General features: G+C 64.0%; 25 protein-coding genes and 2 pseudogenes. 6 read left to right on the top strand and 21 right to left on the bottom strand.

Going from position 1 to position 20889, the window contains the following annotated elements:
* Window positions 1-3: 3 nt before the first annotated feature.
* From I3253_RS17400 to I3253_RS17385, 4 genes and pseudogenes are all read right to left on the bottom strand, one after another.
* Entirely contained in the window at window positions 4-1572 is a 1569-nt protein-coding gene (locus I3253_RS17400) for a phage portal protein (RefSeq protein WP_197919090.1), read from the bottom strand.
* On the bottom strand, window positions 1572-1781 hold the full coding sequence (locus I3253_RS17395; protein WP_197919089.1) for a phage head-tail joining protein: 210 nt from the start codon (window positions 1779-1781) through the stop codon (window positions 1572-1574). The genes I3253_RS17400 and I3253_RS17395 overlap by 1 nt, the downstream gene beginning before the upstream one ends.
* A pseudogene (locus I3253_RS17390) lies at window positions 1781-3784 on the bottom strand (phage terminase large subunit family protein). The gene I3253_RS17395 and the pseudogene I3253_RS17390 overlap by 1 nt, the downstream one beginning before the upstream one ends.
* Complete coding sequence (locus I3253_RS17385) at window positions 3732-4292, bottom strand: hypothetical protein (RefSeq protein ID WP_197919088.1); 561 nt, start codon at window positions 4290-4292, stop codon at window positions 3732-3734. The pseudogene I3253_RS17390 and the gene I3253_RS17385 overlap by 53 nt, the downstream one beginning before the upstream one ends.
* A gap of 111 nt (window positions 4293-4403) precedes the next feature.
* Here I3253_RS17385 and I3253_RS17380 point away from each other — a divergent pair, with 111 nt between their 5' ends.
* From I3253_RS17380 to I3253_RS17365, 4 genes are all read left to right on the top strand, one after another.
* Window positions 4404-4673, top strand: coding sequence for a hypothetical protein (locus tag I3253_RS17380; RefSeq protein WP_197919087.1), 270 nt, complete (start codon window positions 4404-4406; stop codon window positions 4671-4673).
* Window positions 4674-4687: 14 nt separating this feature from the next.
* The gene (locus I3253_RS17375) at window positions 4688-4906 is read left to right on the top strand and encodes a hypothetical protein (protein ID WP_197919086.1); all 219 of its coding nucleotides are present in this window, start codon (window positions 4688-4690) and stop codon (window positions 4904-4906) included.
* 95 nt (window positions 4907-5001) lie between these two features.
* A complete protein-coding gene (locus tag I3253_RS17370) occupies window positions 5002-5574 on the top strand; it encodes a DUF3489 domain-containing protein (RefSeq protein ID WP_197919085.1) in 573 nt (190 codons plus the stop codon).
* A 154-nt stretch (window positions 5575-5728) separates the two neighbouring features.
* Window positions 5729-6418 (top strand): DarT ssDNA thymidine ADP-ribosyltransferase family protein, encoded by a 690-nt coding sequence (locus I3253_RS17365; protein WP_197919084.1) that lies wholly within the window; start codon window positions 5729-5731, stop codon window positions 6416-6418.
* Here the strand turns inward: I3253_RS17365 and I3253_RS17360 are convergent.
* The 17 genes and pseudogenes from I3253_RS17360 to I3253_RS17280 all read right to left on the bottom strand — a co-directional run bounded on the left by I3253_RS17360 (window position 6386) and on the right by I3253_RS17280 (window position 19783).
* Window positions 6386-6661: a DUF7220 family protein gene (locus tag I3253_RS17360; protein WP_197919083.1), complete on the bottom strand. Its 276-nt coding sequence runs from the start codon at window positions 6659-6661 to the stop codon at window positions 6386-6388. The genes I3253_RS17365 and I3253_RS17360 overlap by 33 nt on opposite strands.
* Entirely contained in the window at window positions 6658-7140 is a 483-nt protein-coding gene (locus I3253_RS17355; protein WP_197919141.1) for a hypothetical protein, read from the bottom strand. The genes I3253_RS17360 and I3253_RS17355 overlap by 4 nt, the downstream gene beginning before the upstream one ends.
* Window positions 7141-7300: 160 nt before the next feature.
* A pseudogene (locus I3253_RS17350) lies at window positions 7301-7852 on the bottom strand (DNA cytosine methyltransferase); the annotation flags it as partial.
* Window positions 7853-7856: 4 nt separating this feature from the next.
* Window positions 7857-9110: a site-specific DNA-methyltransferase gene (locus tag I3253_RS17345; RefSeq protein ID WP_197919082.1), complete on the bottom strand. Its 1254-nt coding sequence runs from the start codon at window positions 9108-9110 to the stop codon at window positions 7857-7859.
* A gap of 412 nt (window positions 9111-9522) precedes the next feature.
* The gene (locus tag I3253_RS17340) at window positions 9523-9951 is read right to left on the bottom strand and encodes a DUF6362 family protein (protein WP_197919081.1); all 429 of its coding nucleotides are present in this window, start codon (window positions 9949-9951) and stop codon (window positions 9523-9525) included.
* On the bottom strand, window positions 9948-10154 hold the full coding sequence (locus I3253_RS17335; protein ID WP_456300823.1) for a hypothetical protein: 207 nt from the start codon (window positions 10152-10154) through the stop codon (window positions 9948-9950). The genes I3253_RS17340 and I3253_RS17335 overlap by 4 nt, the downstream gene beginning before the upstream one ends.
* Window positions 10151-10687 carry a crossover junction endodeoxyribonuclease RuvC gene (locus tag I3253_RS17330; RefSeq protein WP_456300822.1) on the bottom strand — a complete coding sequence of 179 codons (537 nt, stop codon included), beginning with the start codon at window positions 10685-10687 and terminating at the stop codon, window positions 10151-10153. Before I3253_RS17330 ends, I3253_RS17335 begins: the two co-directional genes overlap by 4 nt.
* A 385-nt stretch (window positions 10688-11072) precedes the next feature.
* Window positions 11073-13439, bottom strand: a complete 2367-nt coding sequence (locus tag I3253_RS17325; protein ID WP_197919080.1) for an AAA family ATPase — start codon at window positions 13437-13439, stop codon at window positions 11073-11075.
* Window positions 13436-14194 (bottom strand): hypothetical protein, encoded by a 759-nt coding sequence (locus tag I3253_RS17320; RefSeq protein WP_197919079.1) that lies wholly within the window; start codon window positions 14192-14194, stop codon window positions 13436-13438. Before I3253_RS17320 ends, I3253_RS17325 begins: the two co-directional genes overlap by 4 nt.
* Window positions 14194-14394 (bottom strand): DUF6511 domain-containing protein, encoded by a 201-nt coding sequence (locus I3253_RS17315; RefSeq protein ID WP_197919078.1) that lies wholly within the window; start codon window positions 14392-14394, stop codon window positions 14194-14196. Before I3253_RS17315 ends, I3253_RS17320 begins: the two co-directional genes overlap by 1 nt.
* A gap of 224 nt (window positions 14395-14618) precedes the next feature.
* The gene (locus tag I3253_RS17310) at window positions 14619-16289 is read right to left on the bottom strand and encodes a DEAD/DEAH box helicase (protein ID WP_197919077.1); all 1671 of its coding nucleotides are present in this window, start codon (window positions 16287-16289) and stop codon (window positions 14619-14621) included.
* Between the two features lie 11 nt (window positions 16290-16300).
* Complete coding sequence (locus tag I3253_RS17305; protein ID WP_197919076.1) at window positions 16301-16894, bottom strand: hypothetical protein; 594 nt, start codon at window positions 16892-16894, stop codon at window positions 16301-16303.
* A 19-nt stretch (window positions 16895-16913) separates the two neighbouring features.
* On the bottom strand, window positions 16914-17789 hold the full coding sequence (locus I3253_RS17300) for an ATP-binding protein (protein ID WP_197919075.1): 876 nt from the start codon (window positions 17787-17789) through the stop codon (window positions 16914-16916).
* Window positions 17786-18274, bottom strand: a complete 489-nt coding sequence (locus I3253_RS17295) for a hypothetical protein (protein ID WP_232237183.1) — start codon at window positions 18272-18274, stop codon at window positions 17786-17788. The genes I3253_RS17300 and I3253_RS17295 overlap by 4 nt, the downstream gene beginning before the upstream one ends.
* 44 nt (window positions 18275-18318) lie before the next feature.
* Window positions 18319-18678, bottom strand: a complete 360-nt coding sequence (locus I3253_RS17290; protein ID WP_232272185.1) for a hypothetical protein — start codon at window positions 18676-18678, stop codon at window positions 18319-18321.
* Complete coding sequence (locus tag I3253_RS17285; protein WP_197919072.1) at window positions 18675-18884, bottom strand: helix-turn-helix transcriptional regulator; 210 nt, start codon at window positions 18882-18884, stop codon at window positions 18675-18677. Before I3253_RS17285 ends, I3253_RS17290 begins: the two co-directional genes overlap by 4 nt.
* Before the next feature lie 215 nt (window positions 18885-19099).
* Entirely contained in the window at window positions 19100-19783 is a 684-nt protein-coding gene (locus I3253_RS17280; protein WP_197919140.1) for a hypothetical protein, read from the bottom strand.
* Window positions 19784-19891: 108 nt separating this feature from the next.
* Here I3253_RS17280 and I3253_RS17275 point away from each other — a divergent pair, with 108 nt between their 5' ends.
* Entirely contained in the window at window positions 19892-20569 is a 678-nt protein-coding gene (locus I3253_RS17275; protein ID WP_197919071.1) for a LexA family transcriptional regulator, read from the top strand.
* Window positions 20570-20702: 133 nt separating this feature from the next.
* A complete protein-coding gene (locus tag I3253_RS17270) occupies window positions 20703-20855 on the top strand; it encodes a hypothetical protein (RefSeq protein WP_197919070.1) in 153 nt (50 codons plus the stop codon).
* The last annotated feature ends 34 nt before the right edge of the window (window positions 20856-20889 follow it).

The following is a 20889-nucleotide window of genomic DNA, read 5'->3' as shown; positions in this document are numbered from 1 at the left end:
GGGTCAGTCCTGTTGGTCGGCCTGCGCCGAGTCGGTTTCCGCGTCGGCGTTTGGATCATCGTCGGCCGGGTCATTGGTCGGCCCGTCGTCGGCGGGATCGTTCGCCGGATCGCTTGTCTGGGCGCTGCCGGTCTTGGTGACGCGGCGCGGATCACTGTCGAGCACCAGCCCAAGCGCATCGAGTTTGGCATTTGTGGCAGCGATTTCCGTCAGCACGGCGTCAGGGTTGCGCCCCTGCCGGGCGATTACCTCGGCCAGCGTCATGGTGCCGGATCGGATCGACAGCAGGTTGGCCATTGCGTCCTTTTGCGGATCGACCGCCTCGAACTTCGGCGGCGACCATTCGACGGGCACGTCCGGCGTCGGGATCTGGCCCGCCGCCCATGCGGCCTCGGTGAACCAGCGCCAGACTGGTGCACAGAACATCGGGATGAAAAGCTGCCACTGCACTGCGTCGATCTGCCGTCGGAACTCCACAAGTCCGGCGCGGATCGAGGAATAGTTCACCTGGCTGAGATCCCCGGTCAGCAATTCGTAGGGCATCCGGAACCCGGCCGAGATCGTTTGCAGGCTGGCCCGCTTGTACTCGCCGTAGCCGCCCGTTGCCGAGGGCTGGTTAAAGCGGATATCCTTGCCGCCCCGCGCATAGGCGATCAGCCCCGGCTCGAACTGCTCGACCCGGTTGCCGTCGGCGTCGACCACGGAGGGCGCGATACCCTGCTGCGCCTCATCATCTCCAAAGACGATGGCGGTAACGCAGGCCTCGGTCTTCTTGCGGACCAGTTCGGCCACCTCGTAGTCGTCGAGATCGCGCAAGCTGCGGATGACTGGCGCGCCCCAGGGAACGCCGCGTGCCTGCGTGCGCTGTTTCTCATAAACATGGGCGATCTCAGTCGCCGGGATTGGGCGGCTCTGCAGGCCGTTCTGAAATGCGCCATAAGCGTCACCGGGGTGTTCGGCGTGTAGCCAATAGGCCCGGCGCTTGCCGACCGGGTCGAACTCGATCCCCTGGACGAGGCGACCAGCACCGACCGCGCCGGATTTCGTGGCATCCAGAAAGTCGGCCTCCAGCACCTGCAATTGGAGCGGCACCGACAGACCGTCCGAGGATCGACGCAGGCGACGACGCACCAGCACTTCGCCCGCTTCGACCATCTCGCGGCAGATCAGCGTTTGCAGCCCGTAGAAGTCGAGCTGGCCGTCGGCGTCAGCCGTATCTGACCATCGTGCGAAGAGTGCATCGACCTTGCGGTCCAGCTTGTCGTTACCGCTGGCCGCCCGGGGCATGATGCCCGCACCAACAATGTTGTTCACCAGCACTGCCACGGCCTTTGCCGCATGCGGGTTGTTGCGCACCAGATCGCGCATCCGGTCCCTCAAGAGCGCCCTGGCCACGCCGACCTCAGTGTCGGCGGAAGTTCCTGGCGTGCGCCAGCCTTCGGTGCGCCGCCCCTTTGCGGCACCGTCATATCCCCGCGTCAGGGTTTCGAAGGCTTGCCTGGCAAGGACTCGACGGGCCGCCGTGCGCGGTGCCACCGAGGCTATGGCGTGGTCAAACCAGTTCGCCGACATCAGCGGTCTCCACGCGAGAAGCTCGCGAGGCCGGCGATCGGCAGTGGTCTTGCCGTCCCGGCGATAGCGCGTTCGATGGTGCGAATCCGGGCCAGAAGATCTTCGGCCGAGCCATAGTCGACAGACTTGCCGTCATAGCTGACCCGGGTCGTGCCGCTGGCATAAGCGCGGCGCAGGGCCGACAGCTCGGTTTCTGTCCAATCGGTCATCAAAACCATCCTCCACGCCGTCCGAGCCAGTCGGATTGGCGTTTGCCCTGTGAAGCCTGCGCTTGCCTGTTGATCTGCCCCGCGGGATCCGCAGAGGCGTCGGCGACCCCGAGCTGATCCTCGAGATCGCGCCATTTCTCATCGGTCCAGCGATCCGCGCCCGCGATCTAGGCGGCGGCGCGCGCGTAGACCCGGCAATCCAGCGCCTCGTTGCGCTCGCGTAGTTTCTGCCATTCCAGCCGCGCGAAGCCGCGTTTGGTCCGCACCGTGACCAGCTGCTCGGCGACGAACTGCTTCAGCCATTCGTTTTCGACCCAATGCGGCAGGTGGACCGTGCCTGGTGAGAACGCCGCCCCGGCGGCCATGTCCTCCTCGGTCGGCCGTTCGAGCCGCAGGAAGCGATAGGTCTCGGCCTTGAAGGTCGACACCGCCACGGTCCAGAGCCGTGCGCCCCGGCGCAGGCGTTTCCCGCCCTCGGTCGCGTCCACGAAAGTCGGCCCAGACACCGGGCTTGCGCGGTTGAACCCTTCGATACCTTTTACAGGGGCCACCTGTGCGAACCCTTGGGCCCGCGACCAGCTATAGACCGCTGGGGCCTCGTAGCCGGTATCGATGGCAAGTCGCGCGATCTTCAAGTGTGCGCCACGCTCATGCGGCCAGGTTCGACCGAGCAACCCGGTCAGGTCGCCCCACGCCTCATGCCGGTCGGGCCCGCCCTCGATGACAATGTGATCGACAAGCCAGCTTTCCAGCCCACGCCCCCAGGCCCAGACATCGACCTCGATCCGGTCCTTCTGCACGTCGGCTCCTGCGGTCAGGAACAGCCCGCCCGCGGGCACCGTGCCGGATGTCCAGCGCTCACGCCGGTCGTAGAGCCGCTGCCAGTCGGGCGCTTCCCCGGTCTCGACCCAGGTCTCGCCGAGGATGGTGTTGCGGAACGCCTTGATCGCCTCGTCCGACCCCTGCGCCGCGTCCCAAGCCCGCACGATCTGCTCCCAGCTCAGCCAGCCGATCGGCGAATAAAGCGCTGAAAGGTGATACCCGACCGTGGTCGGATCTGCTGCCGTAGCGGTCGCCCGCCATTCGCCAGATTCCAGCATCACCGTCTTGTGATGCTCCGCGATGGGCGTGTCGCAGCCCTCGCAGTGATATTCCGCTGTTTCTGGTTGCCCTTTTTCCCAGCGCAGCCGTTCGAATTTCAGCCACTGCATCGCGCCGCAATGCGGACAGGGCACAAAGAACCGGCGCTGATCGCTGGCCTCATAGTCCCGTTCGATCCGGCTCATCCCCCGAATTGTCGGTGTCGAGACCAGTAGCACCTTGCGCCGGTGGGCGAAGGTCAGCGACCGGGCCTCGGCCAGCGTGACCGGGTCGCCTTCCTCGTCGGCCGAGGCCGGATAGGCGTCGACCTCGTCGAGGAAGATGTACCGCGCCGGTGTGGAGCGCAGGCCGACCGCCGAGTTCGCGCCCGTCAGGATCAGGATGCCGCCCGCGAACTCCTTCGACAGCATCGTGTTGCCCGCGTCGCGCGACCGGGCGGGCTTCACCCGCTCCCGCAGCTCCGGGCTTTCGTCGATCAGCGGATCGATCCGCTGCCGCGAGTTTCGCTTGGCCAGTTCCACCGTCGGCTGGACCGCGAGCATTGGCCCCGGTGCTTGGTGGATCGCAAAGCCGATCCAGTTGTTGCCCGCTTCGGTCGCACCGACCTGCGCGGCCTTCATGAACACGATCCTTTGTGTCGGATCGCCGGGCGACAGCCGGTCCATGATCTCGCCCATGTAGGGCGTGCGTGCTGTGCGATACCGCCCGGGTTCGGCCGAAGCGCGGCCCGAGAGCATCCGGTGACGATCCGCCCATTCCGAAACGGTCAGGTCCGCATCCGGCGTGAGGCCCGCACCCCAGGCGCGCAGGATTTCTGCAGCGCCGTCGAAGACCATCATATCGTCCGCATCACCGGAGATCGGGTTTGACCTCGGCAAGTTCGTCGAGCTGGGCACGGACATGTTTCTCCAGAACCTTCTGCATTGCGGCGGGCTCGACGCCCAGATCAGCCGCCATCAGCGCCGCCGCCCGCGCGGGCCAATTGACCCAGACGTCGCGCTCCTGCCGCGCCAGCCGAAAGACCAACGACAGCGCGCGGGCCCGTTCGATCAATTCGCCTTTCAGCTTCTGTAGCCGGAGGCGGCGTTCCTGCGCCTTCAGCACTTCATTGGCCGTCTTGGCCTGCAGAAACGTGGTGCCGGTACCGATTGGCGGTGCCGCCAGACCCTGTTCGCGCAGGGTTTCTCCCACGGCGGAGACCGCCGCCTCCGGAACAGGTTTGAGCTTCGACTGCGGCGGCTTGCGGGTCTTGGACGGGTCGGTCGCCTCGGCGCGCAGGGCATCGCTGGCCGCCGCGTCGATGCTGCCATCGCCGTGCAGAACCAACCGCCCCGTCGCCTTGGCCTTCTGGATCGCCCCGCGTGAAAGGCCAACGCGGGCGGCGTATTGGCGCTCGCTCAGACCCTCCATGAAACGCTCCGATTATCATTCAAAGTCATGTACTTATGTAGTTGATAAGCCTCCCAGCCAGAGCGAACGTGATCCTACGAAAACGATGCAACTCACAACGGAGCCACCGCGATGACCCGCCCGAACTCGGTCACCACACCCCGCCACCAACTGCGCGCTGAGAAGGTTGCGCGGAACAAGGAAGCAGCGCTCAACGCCTTCATGGGCAAGAAAGCCGAGATCGACGAGATGCTCGCCCGCTTGGCAAGCCTCAGCGACGAGCATTTCAACGCCCACCCCGACGAGATCAACTGGGGCGATGTCGGCACCCTTGAGCATTACGCGAGCCTCCTGAAGCGCATCACCGACAGCGCCTTCAGCGAAGGCGAGCACGCGGAATGAACGGAGCAAACGCCATGGAAACCAGCACCATCCGCATCGCCATTCGCGGCCTCAACGAGCCTTGGGACACGAGCCGCATCCCGGCGATCCTCGACGAGATCGAAGCATCGCTCCGCGAGGAAGCCAACGTTCGGGCGCGCCTCACCGCCGACAGCATGACAATCGCCATCAATGTTGCGACCGACCGACTTCCTGACGCCGCAGCACTCCTGCGGGACCTCGGGCTGATCTGACCTCGGGCCGTCGCCCAAACTCCGGCCGCGCGAACTGCGCGGCTTGGGGTCGTAGAAGACCGCGACGGTCGCGGTCCGAAAACGGAGACGACCCCATGACCAAGCTTTCCGACACGCAAACGATCATCCTGTCCCGCGCGGCCCAGAACGAGGACCGCGTTGCCCTGCCGCTGCCCGACAGCCTACGCGGCGGGGCCGCCGCCAAGGTGGTCAGCGCGATGATCGCGAAGGGCTACCTCGAAGAGGTCGACGCCAACTTGCGCAACGGCGAACTCCTTTGGCACGAAACCGGTGACGGCCATGGCACCTCGCTGGTCGCGACCGACGCCGGACTCGCCGCCATCGGCATCGAGCCGGAGGGCGGGAACGCCCCGCCTGTGGGCGCGACGGACGCTCCGACTGAGGAGCCCACGCCGAACACAGCCAGCGAGGCCAAACCCGCGCCCACGACGCGCACTCCGCGCGAGGGCACCAAGCAGGCCACGCTGATCGTCATGCTGCGCGCGCCGGAAGGCGCAACCATCGAGGAGATCATGGCCGCGACGAACTGGCAGTCGCACACGGTGCGCGGGGCGATAGCAGGAGCGCTGAAGAAGAAACTCGGGCTCGAGGTGACCTCGGAGAAGGTTGAGGATCGGGGGCGCGTTTACAAACTGCCCGCCGCCTGACGCTCACGGCCTCAACAAACTGATTGCCGCCGTCCCTTTGGGGCGGTGGTATCTTGCTGCTATTCATACTTGCTGAAAGAGTCGCCGAGAACAGGCGTTGGGGACCGGTGAAAAGCTGCCCTACAAATAATGAAGACAAACAGGACTGCAAAAATTGTCATCTCGAGCAACAGTATCACAGCGCATCAGGAATGCAGCACGGCACAGAGATATCCGCTTTCTGCTTCATTTCACTTTGACAAGGAACCTGTCCAACATCGTCCAGCACGGTATTCTGCCTCGAGAAATGCTCTACCCCGCGGAGTTTGCAGCCTACACCGGTGCACAACATCGCTTGGATGCAAGTGATCAGGCGGTGTCATTCAGCATCTCCGGTGCCAGTCAAAAAATCTTCTCCGCCAAGTCGCGTGATTCCAAGCAAGCTGAGTGGGTCATGCTCTTCATAGACCCAAGTATACTCTGGACGCACAACTGCCGTTTCTGTTTTCGGAACGCCGCTACCCGTGAAATGCTCAATCACCGTGGGTTCCTTGGCGGCCCATGGGCTTTCGAGCAGATGTTTTCAGACGAAATGGCTCCCACTCGCTTCAAGGGACAGGCATATCGCGCAGAAACCGTCATCCCGTCTTTCTTACCAACAGATCCCGATGCGGAAGTTCAGATTATTGGATCCGTTTCGGCCGACCAAATTATTGGCGCATGGACTTGCCGCAACGATCATGCTGCCGCAATCCAAGGTGAGTTGGACAAAATCCCTGGTCCGGAACGGGACGTCCTAGTTGAAGAGTTCAACACTGCGTCAAATGGCTATTCAGAATGGATCGTGCCTCGCTTCATGTTGTGAACTCGTATGAGGAGAGCTTTTTTTTGCTGCTCGCATGCGGATCGCCTCGAAAACCCTCCGCAATGCGAAGGATCGGGCGATGCTCACCACGGTGAACACAGCCCCCATTTTCAGGTTCTGCGCCAGCGTCGTGTGCAACCCGAAGATCGGGAAGATCAGGATCTGCGTGACCACGGCGACGCCGTATCCCACAACCACATTGGCAACGGACTCCACCAGCGACATGAGGCGCGACTGCTTCATACCACTGCCTCATCCATCGGCCAGCAATTGAGCCGCGAGAGTTCGCAGCGCATGCGCTGCAACCAAGGGGACCACGCCGTTGCCACAGAGCCGAAGCCGGTCCACCCGGTGGGCCCGCCCATCAGCGCCTCGACGAACAGCGGGTTCAAGGTCCGGCGCTGCTCGAAGGTATTGCTCCCAGCCATCGGCGTCACCAGGACCTGGCGGCCAAGCAGGCCGTTCACCGGCGTGTTCGCCAGTGTCGTCGCCCCATCCTTGTGATCGCGCGCGGTCGGTGTCATCCACATCTGGCTGGCATGGGTCAGATCCGCTGTCTTGCGGTTGCCCGCGCTCGGTTTGTTCCCGTCCGTCGCCATCGGCGTCGGCCATTCCCGCGCCATCCCATCCAGACCCTTCTCGTGTTTCCGGGTTCCGCCCCGGCTGCGGAAGCTGTCGGTCTGCGGGGTCGGCCACATCGCGGCCGAGGTCGCCAGGTTCATCCCGTGCTTGCCCGCTTCTTGTGAGGGCGTCGGTTTCGTCTGCCGGTTCTCGTTGGCGCTGGCTCTCGGCGTCGGCCAGAGGCGCAGCATCTCCGTCCGGTTTCCGCCACTCGAACGAGTCCCAGAGCAGGCGCGTGGGGTCGGCCAAGTCGTCGCCTTCGCGAATGGCGAGGATGAACAGGCGTTCGCGCTTGTGGGGCGCGCCGACTTCCGCCGCTGTAAAGAGGCCCGCCGCAAGGCGGTAGCCCATGCAGACCAGTCCGCTGGCGACTTCGGGGAAGCCGAGGCGGAGATGATGGGCGACATTCTCGAGGAAGACGAAGGGCGGCTCGACCTCGTTGATGATCCGCGCGACATGCGGCCAGAGGTGGCGCGGGTCGTCGGCACCCCGGCGCTTGCCCGCGACAGAGAACGGCTGGCACGGATATCCCGCAGTAACGATGTCCACCGCACCGCGCCACGGGCGGCCGTCGAAGCTGGCAACATCGTCCCAGACAGGCGCTGGATCCAGGGCCGTCTCTTCCATCCGTGCCACGAGGATGGCCGCGGCGTAGGTTTCCCGTTCGACATGGCCCACAGTTCGATATCCGGGGATGGCAATGGTGAGCCCGAGGTCGAGCCCGCCTGCGCCGGAACAGAGCGAGAGGCCGAAGAGGCACGCGTCTGTGGCTCCGGAAGCGTCTCCGGAGGAAGGTAAAGCCAGGTCATGCATCGCCTCAGCGCGGGTTGGCCGTCAGATCAGCGAAGGTGTCGCCGGTCCCGTCCAGCAGGGCCGACTGGCCGGTGAACTGCTGCCACCTCTGAATGGCGACATCGACATAGGCCGGATTGAGTTCGATCCCGAGGCACACGCGACCGGTGGTCTCGCCCGCGATCAGCGTGGTGCCGGACCCCATGAAGGGCTCGTAGACCGCCTGGCCCGGGCTGGAATTGTTCAGGATCGGACGGCGCATGCATTCGACGGGCTTCTGGGTCCCGTGAACCGTCTCCGCGTCCTGATCCTTGTTGGCGATCTGCCAGAGCGTGGTTTGCTTGCGGTCACCCGCCCAATGGCCCTTGCCGGTCTTCTTCACAGCATAGAGGCAGGGCTCGTGCTGCCAGTGATAATCACCGCGGCTCAACACGAGGCGATCCTTGGCCCAGATGATTTGCGAGCGGATGTTGAAGCCGGAGGCCTCGAGGCTGTCGGCAACGGTCGTCGCATGCAGCGCGCCGTGCCAGACATAGGCGACATCGCCGGGGAACAGCCCCCAGGCCTCGCGCCAGTCAGCGCGGTCGTCATTCAGCACCTTGCCGGTGCGCTTGGTGGCGGCAGCGCCTGCCTTGTTTCGCCAGCCCGGATCGTATTCGACGCCATAGGGCGGATCGGTCACCATCAGGAGCGGCTTCACATCGCCGAGCAAACGCTCGACATCGGTGGCAACGGTCGCGTCACCGCAGAGCAACCGATGCTTGCCCAGAACCCAGAGGTCGCCGGGACGGCTTATCGGGGTCTCGGGGGCCTCCGGAACATCATCCTCGCCCTCTCGGGACGCGGCCTCAGGATCGACATCTCCGGCCAACAGCGCCTCGAGTTCAGCGTCATCGAAGCCAATGAGTGACAGGTCGTAGTCCTCAGCCAGCAGGTCGTTCAGTTCGGCCGACAGCAGCGCCTCATCCCAGGTCCCGAGTTCCGTCAGCTTGTTGTCAGCGATGCGATAGGCCCGGCGTTGCGCGTCGGTCAGATGCCCCAGCACGATCACCGGCGCATCGGTCAACCCAAGCTGCGTGGCGGCCAGCACCCGGCCATGGCCCGCGATCAGCTCGCCGTCGTCGGCAACCAGGCAAGGCACGGTCCAGCCGAACTCCGCCATGCTAGCAGCGATCTTCGTGACTTGGTCCGCGCCATGCGCCTTCGCGTTTTTTGCATAGGGCTGGAGCTTGGCCAGCGGCCAGGTCTCGATCGCGTCCGGGGCAAAGCTCAGGGTCATGCGGGTCGGTTCGCCTCAATCGGGTGGACTCCGGACACCGGCAACCAGCCTGGACTCCGCGAGGGGTCCAGCGGCCACCGGACGCGTCCGGTTCCAAGAGTTTGTTTTGTTGTGTTTTTCAGCGGATCGCGGGTGGATGCCTGCGCGGGGTGGCTTCCCAAAAAACCGGCCCTGTCGCTAGCGATATTGCGCGCTTCGCCCGCCCGTATACGAAAGTGGCCCAGAAGAAACCAAGAATTCAGTGGGTTAGCGGATTGGACCCCGGCTGGATCCCTTTCTGGACCCCGGGGTCCAGCGGCGCGGGCCGTCCCGCGCGCGCCTCTCCCGAGTATATCCCTTTTCTAACCCTCATCCGGGCTTTCTGTCTCATCGAAAACTGTCCGCCGGACACTTTCCTAGTGGCTGCGAGCGCTTACGCGCCAGCGGCCAGTTCGATCACGCGGCGCTTCGACATGTTGCGGTTGAACCGTCGCCTATTGAGGGTCAGCGCGATGACAGAAATTCCGAATTGCCAGTGCTGGTGGGCGGCAGAGCGCTGCAAACCGACCACCCAGCAGATCTCCTTCCAGCGTTCGCCGTGCGCCTTCATCCAGACGATCTTGCCGTCGATGGGTTCGAGGCAGGCGGTCCAGGTCAGCGTCTCCTCCATCCGGCTGATCGCCTGCGGCGAGGGCAACACGCGCATGGGCTTCGGCTCCTGGCCCACCTTGTCGGCGAAGCTGTAGACCATCTCGGGCCATGTGCTGAAATACCCCTGCCTGCGCGGTTCAGGCAGTCGCTTCAGGACGAAGGCAGCCTCGGCCAGCCGTTCTTCCACCAGGTCAGGTGTCCAGTCCGTCATTGCGACACCTCCCGAACTCGTGGGCACTGCCCGTATAGCTTTTCACCGAGTTGCCGAACCAACTCCCGTTCCGGCCAGGTCAGGCGGTGGTCGTCGATGGCCACGGCCAGCAGGCCTTGCTCCTGCCAGCCATCCCGCTTCACATCTTCGGGGCAGCGGCGATGCCCGCCATAGCCCTTGGGCACAAACCGCATTCCGTTCATTGCATCCCCCCCATGGCTTCCAGCGCCCAGAACAGGATCGCGATAGCATCGGCCTCATTGTCGTCAGCTGGGCTGAACCCGCGCGACCGGGCAGCGGCGATCATGGCCTCCTTGTTGGCGTTGCCCTTGCCGGTGGCGAACCGCTTGATGGTGCCGACGGGCACGCCCTCGTAGGGCACGCCGCGCAACTCGGCCCATGCGGTCAGGGTGGCCATCAGACCTCCATAGACATGGGCTGCGTCGGTGCCCGCGTGGCGGCGGACTTCCTCGAACCAGATGGCGGCGATGGGCCCGGACAGCCGGTCCAACTCGCCCAGCCAGTTGCTGAAGCGCAGGTAGCGCATGCCGCCGCCGTCAAAGCGGCCGGGACGGAAGGACACGGTGCCGCTGGTGATCAGCCCGTCGGATCCATGCAGGGCCCAGCCTGTCGTCGTACCGAGATCGAGCGCAAGCAATGTGCGGTCGGCGCGGAAAGCAGGCGGCAGATCGGGGATTGCCTCCCGCATCCTGGTGGTCAGAGTCGCTTCAGCCATCGTGGTCTCCTTTTCGGGTTGGCTGCGGGGGTGGAAGACGACGGCGGTCATGTGCTTGGCGGCACGGGCCGCCGTCGTCGGATCGGGATGTGCAGGGAGCGTCAGAGCCCGTGCGCGCGGATACCCCTCGACGTATGGGAAGAGAGGCCAAACCTGCCGGTTGGCCTCCCCATACGTAGTATGGGGGCTTTCATTGTTCGTCCTTTAATCAGCGTAAGGTGCTGAATTCATTTGGGTTTCGAGGACGTGCAGAGGACGTACAAGAGGACGAACTTGTTCGACCTCTTTTGGCTCCAAGTGATTGAGTTCATTGGATTGAGGACGAACAACGGCGGAGGTCGAACATGTTTGTCCTGAGGTCGAACAGAGGACGTACAAGCCAAAATCAGGCATTTTCATCCTCCCAGATCGACCAATCGGAGGGGTCTGCGAGGTCCATGCACTGCCCGTTGGAGGGCGATTTGTAGTGGCTTGGGACGACCGGAATGACGCTGTCCAAGACCTCTCCGGTCTCCGGATCGATCCGGCCCTTGCGGCCGAACACCATACCTTCGGCACAGAGGTAGCCGAAGCGCGACCGGACCACTGAGTGGCCGAATTTTGTGCCGTCCCGCAGGAAGCGGATGTCGCCTTTGGTGGCCAGCACGTTGATGCGGTCGCGGATGGTGAACTGGCTCCCGAGGCCGCGCTGATTTTCGAACGCCTCGCGGAACTGGGTGGAGGTGTAGAGTTTGCCCTCAGCCGCCTCGTCGATCAGGATCGACAGGATCACATCGCGCTTGCGATCCCGTTCGGCGTCATGCTTCGCGCCGACTTCCTGGCGGACGAGGCGCTCGTTCATCGGGTTGATCTCGACCCATTGGCCGCCAACTTTATCGATCACCTTGGGCGGCAGCGCGGGTCCATTGCGCAGCTCGATCTCCAGTTTGCGCTGCGAGCAATCCTCGTCCGGCCGATGCAGGATCAGGCCGGAGGTATAGAACCCGCGCAGCGCGCTGGCGCCGGAGAACGCGAGGAAAGGATCGTCCTTCACCTGCTGCTTGCTGAGCTTCTTGGTGTGATGGATCAGGATGACCCCGCAGTCGGGGTCGATATGATCGCGCAGCACCTCCACCCGTTCTTTCAGGAAGAACATCATGGCGGTGTTGTCATTCTCGCCGCCGCCATCGGGCCCGCCGTCAAAGAGGTTCCGGATCGGGTCGACGCAGAGGATGTCCACTGGCGCATACGGGAAGGCCGTCTGCACGGCGCGGGCCACTCGCACGCTGCCCTCGTCGTCGAGCAGCATCTTCAGCTTTGGCGTGGCGACGAAGGTGTCGCGCGCGGCAACCAGCACCTCTGGCGGCAGGGCGATCTGCTTCAACCGTTCCCGCAGATAATGATACTGGATCTCGGCCTGCAGATAGAAAATCCGCAGTGGGCGTGGCGGCGTGAAGCCGAGAAACGGCACACCGGCGGCCATGTGGACAAGCCAGGAGATCAGCAGATCGCTTTTGCCCACCTTGGGCGCGCCACCCAGCACCAGCAGCCCGCCCGGCGTCAGCACCCGCGGTGCGATGATGTCCTCAGGCATCAGACTCTGGTCGTCCAGAAGTGCGCCGAGCGTGAATGCTGGCATTTCTACCGGCCCCGGTGCGCCGGAATCCAGTCGGATCAGCGGCGGCCCGTATTTCACGACATGGCGTTCCCAGAGCCGCTCGGACTCGCGCTTGAGCCGTTCAACCGGCCATTGCGGGCGCAGCATCGCGGCGTTGTAGCCGCAGATGCCTTCCCAGCCCTCGTCTTTTGTCATCCGGCCCTCGTGGACCATGCGGATGAAATGCCCGATCGCAGCAGATGCGCCCTCGAAGCGGGACCAGTCGTCCTGCGCGCCCTCGCGCACCGGGGTCACCAGCACATCGTCCGTGTCGGGTTTGTCGGAGTGCGTGAACTCGGGTTGCAGCGAGATGCCCGGCGCGGGCGGCATGTCGGCGACTGCTTCGATGAACTCGGCCAGATCGCGTTCCAGGCCGGCGTTCACCTCGACAATACGCACCTGCGTTTTCAGACTGTTCTTGTAATAGACCGAACCTGCGACCCGGATCGGCTGGTGGGCGGAGCGGAAATGCATGTCCCCACCGACCTTGGCGGCAATGTCACCGCGCAGTCGGCAGACGCGTCGAATGTCATCTCCCTCGGCGGGCTCGGTCAGCGCCCACCAGACGTGCGCTTTCCGCTGCCCTTCGGGTGTCACGCCACCGCTCTCCACAACCATGGTTGGCGCACCGAGATGGCGCTCGAGATGGGCACGCTTTGCGGCAATGTCGCCGGTGTCGAGGTCGACGACCACGGTTTGCATCTGCAAGATCTCGGCGGCCTTGGCCTGGCCGGATGCGGCCACTGTGCCGGGGATCACATAGACCGCCGCACCCTCCCGCGACGCCCATGTGGCGAAGGTTGCCATCTTTTCGGGCGCGGCCTGATCCGCCTCGAGCCAGATGTTGTGCGGGCGGCCATCGATGCCTTGACCCTTGTCGATGAAACTGCGGACCGGGACCAGTTCGTCGCAATAGCCAAAGACCACCTGCATGAACTGCGCGATCTGCGCAGGGTCCGGCTCGTCGCCGAACACGTCGATTTGCGGGGCCGCGTCGTTGAAGTCGCGCCAGGGATTGAAATGGACGACGTTTTCCGTCGGCATATCTGGAGTTGTGTCGTCGCGCATGGGTGTGTCCTGGTTGGGGTCTGATGGATCGGTGGGTTCGTCGGTCATGCAGCCAGGCTCCAACACCGCTCGGCGTGGGCGCAGAACCGGCATTCGAAGAAATCGCGATTGGCGGCGATGCGCGGCAGCAACTCGCCCGCGTCGGTCGCCTGCAGGATTCGAACGGCGCGGTCGGACATGCGCTGCGCGAGATCGGCATCGAAGGGGACGAGCTCGTGGTGCAGCTCGGCCGTGTCCTTGTTGATCGCCGTAAACAGCGCAGGAGCCGTCGATATCCCCGGCACCGAAGGTTCCATGTAGGCCTGGTAGATCGCGATCTGGGCGGCATAGACGGGTTTGGAGACAGTCACCCCATCCTTGACGCAGGCGCGCCAGTTCTTCGCGTTCATCGTTTTGCATTCCCAGAGCGCAGGGGCGCGCATGCCGAGCGCTGCCGGGGCATCGGCGATAATCCCGTCGACATGGCCCCGGACACGACCACCCGCGACGGAGAAGCCGAACTGGCCGCCATCGCGTTTTTGGGTCACCAGATCGATCCCGGCCGCGCGCAGCCAGCGGATCGCCAGGTCTTCGAGCTGATGACCAATCGCGAAGATCCGCAGCGTCTGGCCGCTGAAATCAGCCCCCTCATCCTTGGGCGCGCCGACAAACTCGAATTGCAGCGCGCGTTCGCAGGCATGCCCCAAGCGGGACGCGCCGAGATAGGTCCGGGGTGGCGTGGCCTCGCGCTCAGCGATGAGGGCTGCGTCGACCAATGCGTTGATCCGCTCGGCCGTGGATGCGCGGTGATTGAAATCCAGCATCAGAACGGGATCTCCGACTGGGCTGCAACCTCGGCCATTTCGGCACGGAACGCCTCGACCGTGATCACGATCAGACGGTGCATGTCGTTCTGGGTCAGCTGGCCCAGCGACCGGTCCCAGCCGATCCGTTCCATCTCGGGGCCGAGTGCGCGCATCACGGCGGGCAGCGCCTGCGTTTCCTCTTCTGTAAAATCGACCATGCTCAATCCTTTCCGAGCTTTGAGAGTGAAAGCCGCCTGGCAGCCCATTGAGCAGAACCAGCGGCGGGTACGGTGCGGGCGCGGCCGGTGGGGATCGAACCAGCCAAAACCCTGTGCGCGGGATGTGCAGACGCCACAGAGCAGCGGGCGCGGATGCCAGAAGCGATCAATGCTCGGTCGATCCGAAGCCGGTTCGGCCGGGGATGGGATTTGCGCGACATGGCTCACGCGGCCCTACCGAGGGATGGAGCAGCCCGGCCGACCAACTGTCGAATATCGCGCTTGTTGAATTTGAAGGTCATCAGCGCCGAGGCGCGATAACGGGTGAGGCCATAGTCGCTGCGAAATTCCGTCGGCAGATATTGCAGCTGCTTCTCGGTCGCGGCCTGTTTCAGCCATCCCTTCGATTTGAATGCGCTCTCGTCCGTTTCATGGGTGTTGAGCCAGTCATCGGCCTGCGCGAGACAAACCGTACGTTCGCCCACGCCAAGCAGCCGGGACGCCTGACCTTTGCCGCCGCCGACAGCGTGCCAGCGGCCCTCAAGGAAGAAGACGCCGCCCCAGGCGTTGAACCCGTTGGCCATCAGGGCCGCATCATCATCGAAGAGGTCGACCCATGCGAAACTGGAGCGTTTTAGCAGATCAATCTCGGACATGATGAAACTGTCGATCGGGGCCGAGCCTTCCTGCGACAGGTCCGCTCCGCAGAATGGGCATTCGGTGACGTTGAGCGGGATCTCCGCCTCACATTCAGGGCAAGTCTTGCTCGGGGCTGGACCGGGCACCGGATCGCGGCCGTCCAGGTCGACATCCTGTTCCAGCGTGCCGTGGGTCAGGCTCGACGTCCCGAAATCCAGCACGATGCAGTCGGCCTTGACGACGCCTGGATATTCCTCCGGATCGACAGTGCGCAGACCGCGGCCGATCATCTGGATCATGGTGGATTTGTAGGACGAGGGTCGCAGCAGCACGACACAAGAGGTCGGCGGGTTGTCCCAGCCTTCCGTGAGCACGGCGACGTTAACGATCACCCGGATCTCGCCCGAGGCATAGGCGGCGAGGATCCTGCGCCGGGTCGCCCCGTCCAAGTCGCCATGGACGACGGCCGTCGCGATGTCCGCGTCGTTGAACGCTGCGGCGACGTTCTCGGCATGAGCAACGTTGGAGCAGAAGACGACCGTGGGACGATCGCTGGCCTTCTCGCGCCAATGCCGGATCACCTCGTCGGTGACCGGGGCGCGGTTCATGATGCCCGCCACCTCGTTCATGTCGAAATCCGAGGCGGTCTTGCGGAACGCGCGCAACTGATCCTGCACGCCGACGTCGATGATGAAGGTGCGAGGCGGGACGAGATGGCCCGAGGCGATCAGCTCACCCAGCCGGACCTGGTCGCCCACATTGTCGAAAATCTCGCGCAGGCCTTTGCGGTCACCCCGGTTCGGCGTGGCAGTGACGCCGAAGATCCGGCAGTCGGGATTGGCGCTGCGCGCGTGGTCGATGATCCGGCGATAGCTGTCGGCGACCGCGTGGTGCGCTTCGTCGATCACCAGCAGATCAAGAGCGGGCATTGCGGCCAGATTGCCGGGACGCGTCAGCGTTGGCACCATGGCGAAGGTCGCCTGACCGGCCCAGTCCTTGCTCCCGGCATCGACCACCGAAGTGGTAATCTCAGGCGCGACCCGGCCGAACTTGGTGCGGTTCTGCGACGTCAGCTCGTCGCGATGGGCGAGAATGCAGGCCTTGGCCTCGCTGCCCTCAATGGAGCCCGCGACCACTGTGGACAGCGCGATCGTCTTGCCGAAGCCGGTCGAGGCGATGCTGAGCGTGTTGCCGTGATCGCAGAGCGCAGCGAGGCTGCGCTCCACGAAAAGACTCTGGCGCGGACGAAGGCGCATGGCGCAGCCCCTTACTGCGCCCATGCCGGGCGACCCGGCACAGGTGCGGCGGCGGATTGCGACACGGGTGCGCTATTGGCAGCTGGCGACTGTTGACCCAGCGACGGCGCCGCCCCCATGACCTGCGCATAGTCGCGATGATCGGGCGTGACCGCGCTGCGGATCTCGTTCTTGTCGTCGCCGCTGGCGTCGGTGCCGACATCGATGCGGGCGATGAACTCGATCCCGTCAAGATCGGCAAAGCCGCTGATGCGCCGCGCTGCCTGCGCCTCCGCCGACATGTCTTTGTCGGAAATCCCCCGCGCCGAGTTGAGCATGCCGCGCACCAGGCTGCGACCCATGTTGGTCCAGTCCGGCCCCTTGGGGCTGTAGAGCCCGATCAGGGTGAAGATCTTGCGCCGGGCATACGGACCCTCGGTCACGGTGAACTCACCGTTGAGATATACCGCGCCAGTCGATCCGCGCGTGGCGTAGCCGCCGGTCCAGCCCTGTGAGGCGTCGTCGAAACCGCCGGGACGGATGGTCAGGCGCACCTTGGCCAGCGTGCCCTTGGGGATAAGGTTGGTGTTGCTCTGCGCGTCGTTAAAATTGTTCCAGGAACCCATGGGGAACCTCCTTTTCTGATCAGGATTGCGGTTGGGATTGGTCGGGCGCCGCCGGTTCGGCGGGTGGCGGGGCGTAGGTCAGGCGATCTGTCACGGGGGCGGCAGGCGTTCGGATCTTCGCCATCAGGTGGCCGAGGTGAGGCTCCTCGACCTGAGCCAGCCGACCGGAGCGGTCCTTGGCCGGGAAGCCCCAGGGGTTGATCGTCTGGCAGACGAAGGCGCGATAGGGATCGCCGCCATCGGCCTTCAACTCCGCCATGGTGATCACCTCGTCGACGATCCCCGGCAGCTCCAACCCGGTCTTCGAGCCGTCGATCTGCGGCTGGAACACCTTGCGATTGAAGTCGTCGAGCTTCTCGTCGAGGATCCCGACGAACCAGACGCTCTTGGCGCGCGTGTGCTGGAGATGGGTGAGCCAGCCGATCATCTCGCGCCCGTGCAGACTGTAGGCCCCGCGCACATCCGGCTTGCCGGTCTTCTCCGATAGCGCTTCGGGCTGGCCCTTGCACCAGCCGAAGCACAGCCGCCCGGCGACCGTGATCGAGTCGACGAAGATGGTGTCGTAACGGTCTAGGGCTGCCGGATCGCCGAAGCGCTCGCAGACGGCGGCATAATGCGCCGGGCTATAGGGCTGCTCATCGCGCAAAGCCGGGTTGGGCCCGCCGATGAACACCGCAAAATCCCGGCATTCCGTCCAGATGCGCGGCCGGATGCTGTCGCCCGCCCAGCCTTCAATGGCAAGATCGCCCGCTTCGAGATCTATGAACAAGGTGCGATCAGGATCGAGCGTCCAGAGCAGCGAGGTTTTCCCAATGCCGGATTTCCCGAAGATGCAGCCCTTGATCCCGCGCGGCTCGGCAAGCCTTTGATCGGCGCTGATGATGGGAAGGCTCACTGGTCGGCCTCCTGCGCGAGGATCTCGACCTTCAGCGTGCCGGGCCGCACTGTGCGCGCGGGCTCGAAACCGGCGCGGATCGCTTCAGGCCAGGCGACGTATTTGCGCTCGGGAACCTTGTAGGATAGATCGACATATTCCGCGGGATCGTCCCCGGCATCGCGGATCCGCGAGACCATATCGGCCAGTCGGTCCTGATCCCAATCCACCCGCTTCGGCAGATCAGCGACCACGGTGAAATCGCCGTCGTCGAACCGGACAGTGCCGGTGTCTTTGCCTGCGGCTTGGCGTTCCTCGGTAGCGCGAGTGGCGTAGCGAACGGCCAGTCCAGCATCGAAGCGGGTCTTGGCCGCCTTGTCGCGCTTAAGGCGCTCGTCGATCTCGCGCTGCAGGATTGCCAGCAACTCGGCCGGTAGCGCCGCGATTTCCGCTGCACTAAGGGACGGCAGATCGTCGGGCGTGGGGGTGTTCTCGGGGAATGGCATGAAAGGGTTTCCGTGATCGGTGAAAAGGGATTGGAATGCGGGCATCACGCGGCCTCGAGCAGGCGGACCGACAGGGCGGCACCGCTGGATCGGGGTTTAGGCCGGGCGACGGCGATGTAGGCGAAGTGGTCGGGGCCGATCCGCGCCTGGACGAGATGGACGAGGTTCTGCTCGGCCGCGCGAAGGGCGGCGGCCGCGACCTGGCGCAAGGCCCGCTGACGGTCCGCAGGCAGCTTCGACAAGACGGCCGTGGCATCGACCGCCAGAAACCCGCGGTGATAGATCAGCGTCTCGCCGGGCTCGGCCTGCGCGATCCAAGCGCAGAGACCGACCTCGTCCAGACCGCCAGCGGCGCAGAACGGCACCACCCGGTCGGCCGCGAAATCATCAAGCCGGACCATCATGCGGCACCCGCACGGGCATCCGCGCCGGTGCCGTGGCGCAGCTGGTCCTGCTCGAACGCGATAATATCCTCCATGCGGTAAACCACACGGCCGCCCAGCTTCATGAATTGCGGGCCTTCACCGGCCCACCGCCACCGCTCCAGCGTGCGGTGCGAGATGTTCCAGCGCCGGGCCAGTTCTTTCTGATTGAGGTGTTTGAGCTGCATCTTCGTCTCCTGTCGCTCGCTGCGTTGGGAGGAAGATGCGAAATCCTGCTGTGGGATGTCGTCAGGATCGAAGTGGGATGCGGAGGGGGATCAGTTTGAGCTATGCAACTCAACGGCGAACGCTCTGGCGGGGGATTGCCATCCCACTCTCATCCCCCAGCGCATCCCACTGTGGAGCCGGAGGGACACGCGCGCCGGAACAGGATGAGTCGGAATCAGTCGCAGTTCAGACGATAGTTGCCGCGACCGTTCGATTCGATCAGCGACCGCCACTGCTTCTGGGATTTGAACACGTCGGACATCTTCAGGCTCTTGGAGCCCGCAGCCGACAGGATCGCCTTGCCACTCTGCCAGGCCTCGCCACGCCGCGCAGCCTCATGCAGCGCACGGACAACCTGCGCCTGGATCGGGCCCAGACGAAACTGGTGCCCGCCGCAACGCACCTCGTGATAGTCAGACGATGCGCTGAAGATTGGCAACTGCGGTCCGGCCTCTGCGCCGGAGAACCCGGTCTCCGCTTCAAAACGATCACGTTCCTCGCGCCTTAGCAGCAAATCCTCAATGCTCAGAGGCACGCCATCGCGATCACCCCAGATCGACGCATAGTCTGACCCGGGCGTGCGGAAGTCGCTCACTGTCAACTCGGCAGCACGAAACAGCTGAAAAACGTCCCGCGCATGCAGTTCGAGCAAGCCGTTGTAATAGCTCTGCTCGGTCGGAACCCGAAAGTGCTCGCCCTCATGGGTCTGCTCGTAGTCGCCCAGTTCCAAGGGCACGCCGAAGACACGCACCGACAGCCGCAGCTTGTCGTTCTCCGCCAGATAGATCAGGTCGGCCTCGGAGATGGACCAGCGACCGAGGATCTCCGGCAGAGTAAAGTACGCCTTCTCGATCTCCATCCGACCCCCGATTCCCGCCATTGAATGTTTAGGTTTTGTTCTAAATCCTTGACGCCCTCGGATCAATCCTATTTTATCCTATTTGATCCACAGCTCTCTGGGGAAAACATGACCGAGCACCACACGCTCTCAGACCGCCTCCGCGCTCGCGCTCAACAACTCGGGCTCAGCCCCGCCCATGTCGCAGAGATGGCCGGGGTCAATCGCTCCTTCGTCTACGACATCCTGCGCGGTCGCTCAGCGCGGCCCGGCATCGACAAGCTGGCGGAGGTCGCCCGCGTTCTGAAGGTCGAGAGGGAATGGCTGATCCACGGCATCGGCGAGGTCGAAGGCGAGCCGCCCTTCATCGAGAACCCGGATGAAACCTTCGTTGCGATCGCACATGCCAGCCCGCGTCCGTCGATGGGCGGGGGTGCGGTGGTGACCGAGGATCACGACACACCCGGCCGCGCATACCACTTCCGCCGGTCCTGGATAAAGGGCAGCCTCAAGGCCAGCCCGTCGCAGCTGCGGATCATGCATGTGGAGGGCGACAGCATGGCACCGACCCTGCTAGACGGCGACACGGTGCTGGTCGACATGACCCGCCGCGCGCCGAACCCGCCCGGGATCTTCGTGCTGGATGACGGCATTGGGTTGGTGGCCAAGCGGCTCGAGCACATCCCGAACAGCGATCCACCTGCCGTGCGGGTGATCTCGGACAACGGCTTCTACAGTCCCTATGAGCGCAGCGCCGAAGAAATCCACATCATCGGTCGCATCCGCTGGTTCGCGCGGGAAATCTGAGTTGGTCGGCGGCTCCGATGATTGCGGCTCCTGTCTAAAAGTGTTTGGCTTAAGTTTATGATCGTCTTTCGGTTACGTCAGAACCTCTTGGCAAACAGCCGTTAGCGCCCACTGAATAAAAAAGAGGAAATTCATGCCTGAAGTTAAGAATGACCGTCCGTACTGGTTTGTAGGTGCTCAGTGGGATGGCGAGGATCAGTTGGATCGCTTCATCTCCGAAGGTATTTGGGCAAATGGCTATCATGAAGTGGTCCCGGTTTTTCGGACAGCTCAGCGGCTGATCTAAGGTGTATCCGGGTTGGTTTTCATGCCGCCAATTT

It is taken from the genome of Thiosulfatihalobacter marinus (assembly GCF_016019955.1).
In the GTDB taxonomy this organism is placed as follows: Bacteria; Pseudomonadota; Alphaproteobacteria; order Rhodobacterales; family Rhodobacteraceae; genus Shimia; species Shimia marinus_A.
This window is presented reverse-complemented; position numbering and strand designations above follow the sequence as displayed.

What these genes read in the sequence shown, in the direction of transcription:
- I3253_RS17320 (WP_197919079.1), bottom strand. Translation starts at nt 14,194, where the DNA reads ATGCTGGATTTCAATCACCGCGCATCCACGGCCGAGCGGATCAACGCA.
- I3253_RS17375 (WP_197919086.1), top strand. Translation starts at nt 4,688, where the DNA reads ATGGAAACCAGCACCATCCGCATCGCCATTCGCGGCCTCAACGAGCCT.
- I3253_RS17285 (WP_197919072.1), bottom strand. Translation starts at nt 18,884, where the DNA reads ATGCAGCTCAAACACCTCAATCAGAAAGAACTGGCCCGGCGCTGGAAC.
- I3253_RS17330 (WP_456300822.1), bottom strand. Translation starts at nt 10,687, where the DNA reads ATGGCTGAAGCGACTCTGACCACCAGGATGCGGGAGGCAATCCCCGAT.
- I3253_RS17290 (WP_232272185.1), bottom strand. Translation starts at nt 18,678, where the DNA reads ATGATGGTCCGGCTTGATGATTTCGCGGCCGACCGGGTGGTGCCGTTC.
- I3253_RS17360 (WP_197919083.1), bottom strand. Translation starts at nt 6,661, where the DNA reads ATGAAGCAGTCGCGCCTCATGTCGCTGGTGGAGTCCGTTGCCAATGTG.
- I3253_RS17315 (WP_197919078.1), bottom strand. Translation starts at nt 14,394, where the DNA reads ATGGTCGATTTTACAGAAGAGGAAACGCAGGCGCTGCCCGCCGTGATG.
- I3253_RS17295 (WP_232237183.1), bottom strand. Translation starts at nt 18,274, where the DNA reads ATGCCATTCCCCGAGAACACCCCCACGCCCGACGATCTGCCGTCCCTT.
- I3253_RS17310 (WP_197919077.1), bottom strand. Translation starts at nt 16,289, where the DNA reads ATGCGCCTTCGTCCGCGCCAGAGTCTTTTCGTGGAGCGCAGCCTCGCT.
- I3253_RS17275 (WP_197919071.1), top strand. Translation starts at nt 19,892, where the DNA reads ATGACCGAGCACCACACGCTCTCAGACCGCCTCCGCGCTCGCGCTCAA.
- I3253_RS17280 (WP_197919140.1), bottom strand. Translation starts at nt 19,783, where the DNA reads ATGGAGATCGAGAAGGCGTACTTTACTCTGCCGGAGATCCTCGGTCGC.
- I3253_RS17305 (WP_197919076.1), bottom strand. Translation starts at nt 16,894, where the DNA reads ATGGGTTCCTGGAACAATTTTAACGACGCGCAGAGCAACACCAACCTT.
- I3253_RS17325 (WP_197919080.1), bottom strand. Translation starts at nt 13,439, where the DNA reads ATGACCGACGAACCCACCGATCCATCAGACCCCAACCAGGACACACCC.
- I3253_RS17380 (WP_197919087.1), top strand. Translation starts at nt 4,404, where the DNA reads ATGACCCGCCCGAACTCGGTCACCACACCCCGCCACCAACTGCGCGCT.
- I3253_RS17340 (WP_197919081.1), bottom strand. Translation starts at nt 9,951, where the DNA reads ATGACGGACTGGACACCTGACCTGGTGGAAGAACGGCTGGCCGAGGCT.
- I3253_RS17400 (WP_197919090.1), bottom strand. Translation starts at nt 1,572, where the DNA reads ATGTCGGCGAACTGGTTTGACCACGCCATAGCCTCGGTGGCACCGCGC.
- I3253_RS17270 (WP_197919070.1), top strand. Translation starts at nt 20,703, where the DNA reads ATGCCTGAAGTTAAGAATGACCGTCCGTACTGGTTTGTAGGTGCTCAG.
- I3253_RS17395 (WP_197919089.1), bottom strand. Translation starts at nt 1,781, where the DNA reads ATGACCGATTGGACAGAAACCGAGCTGTCGGCCCTGCGCCGCGCTTAT.
- I3253_RS17345 (WP_197919082.1), bottom strand. Translation starts at nt 9,110, where the DNA reads ATGACCCTGAGCTTTGCCCCGGACGCGATCGAGACCTGGCCGCTGGCC.
- I3253_RS17385 (WP_197919088.1), bottom strand. Translation starts at nt 4,292, where the DNA reads ATGGAGGGTCTGAGCGAGCGCCAATACGCCGCCCGCGTTGGCCTTTCA.
- I3253_RS17355 (WP_197919141.1), bottom strand. Translation starts at nt 7,140, where the DNA reads ATGAACCTGGCGACCTCGGCCGCGATGTGGCCGACCCCGCAGACCGAC.
- I3253_RS17370 (WP_197919085.1), top strand. Translation starts at nt 5,002, where the DNA reads ATGACCAAGCTTTCCGACACGCAAACGATCATCCTGTCCCGCGCGGCC.
- I3253_RS17335 (WP_456300823.1), bottom strand. Translation starts at nt 10,154, where the DNA reads ATGAACGGAATGCGGTTTGTGCCCAAGGGCTATGGCGGGCATCGCCGC.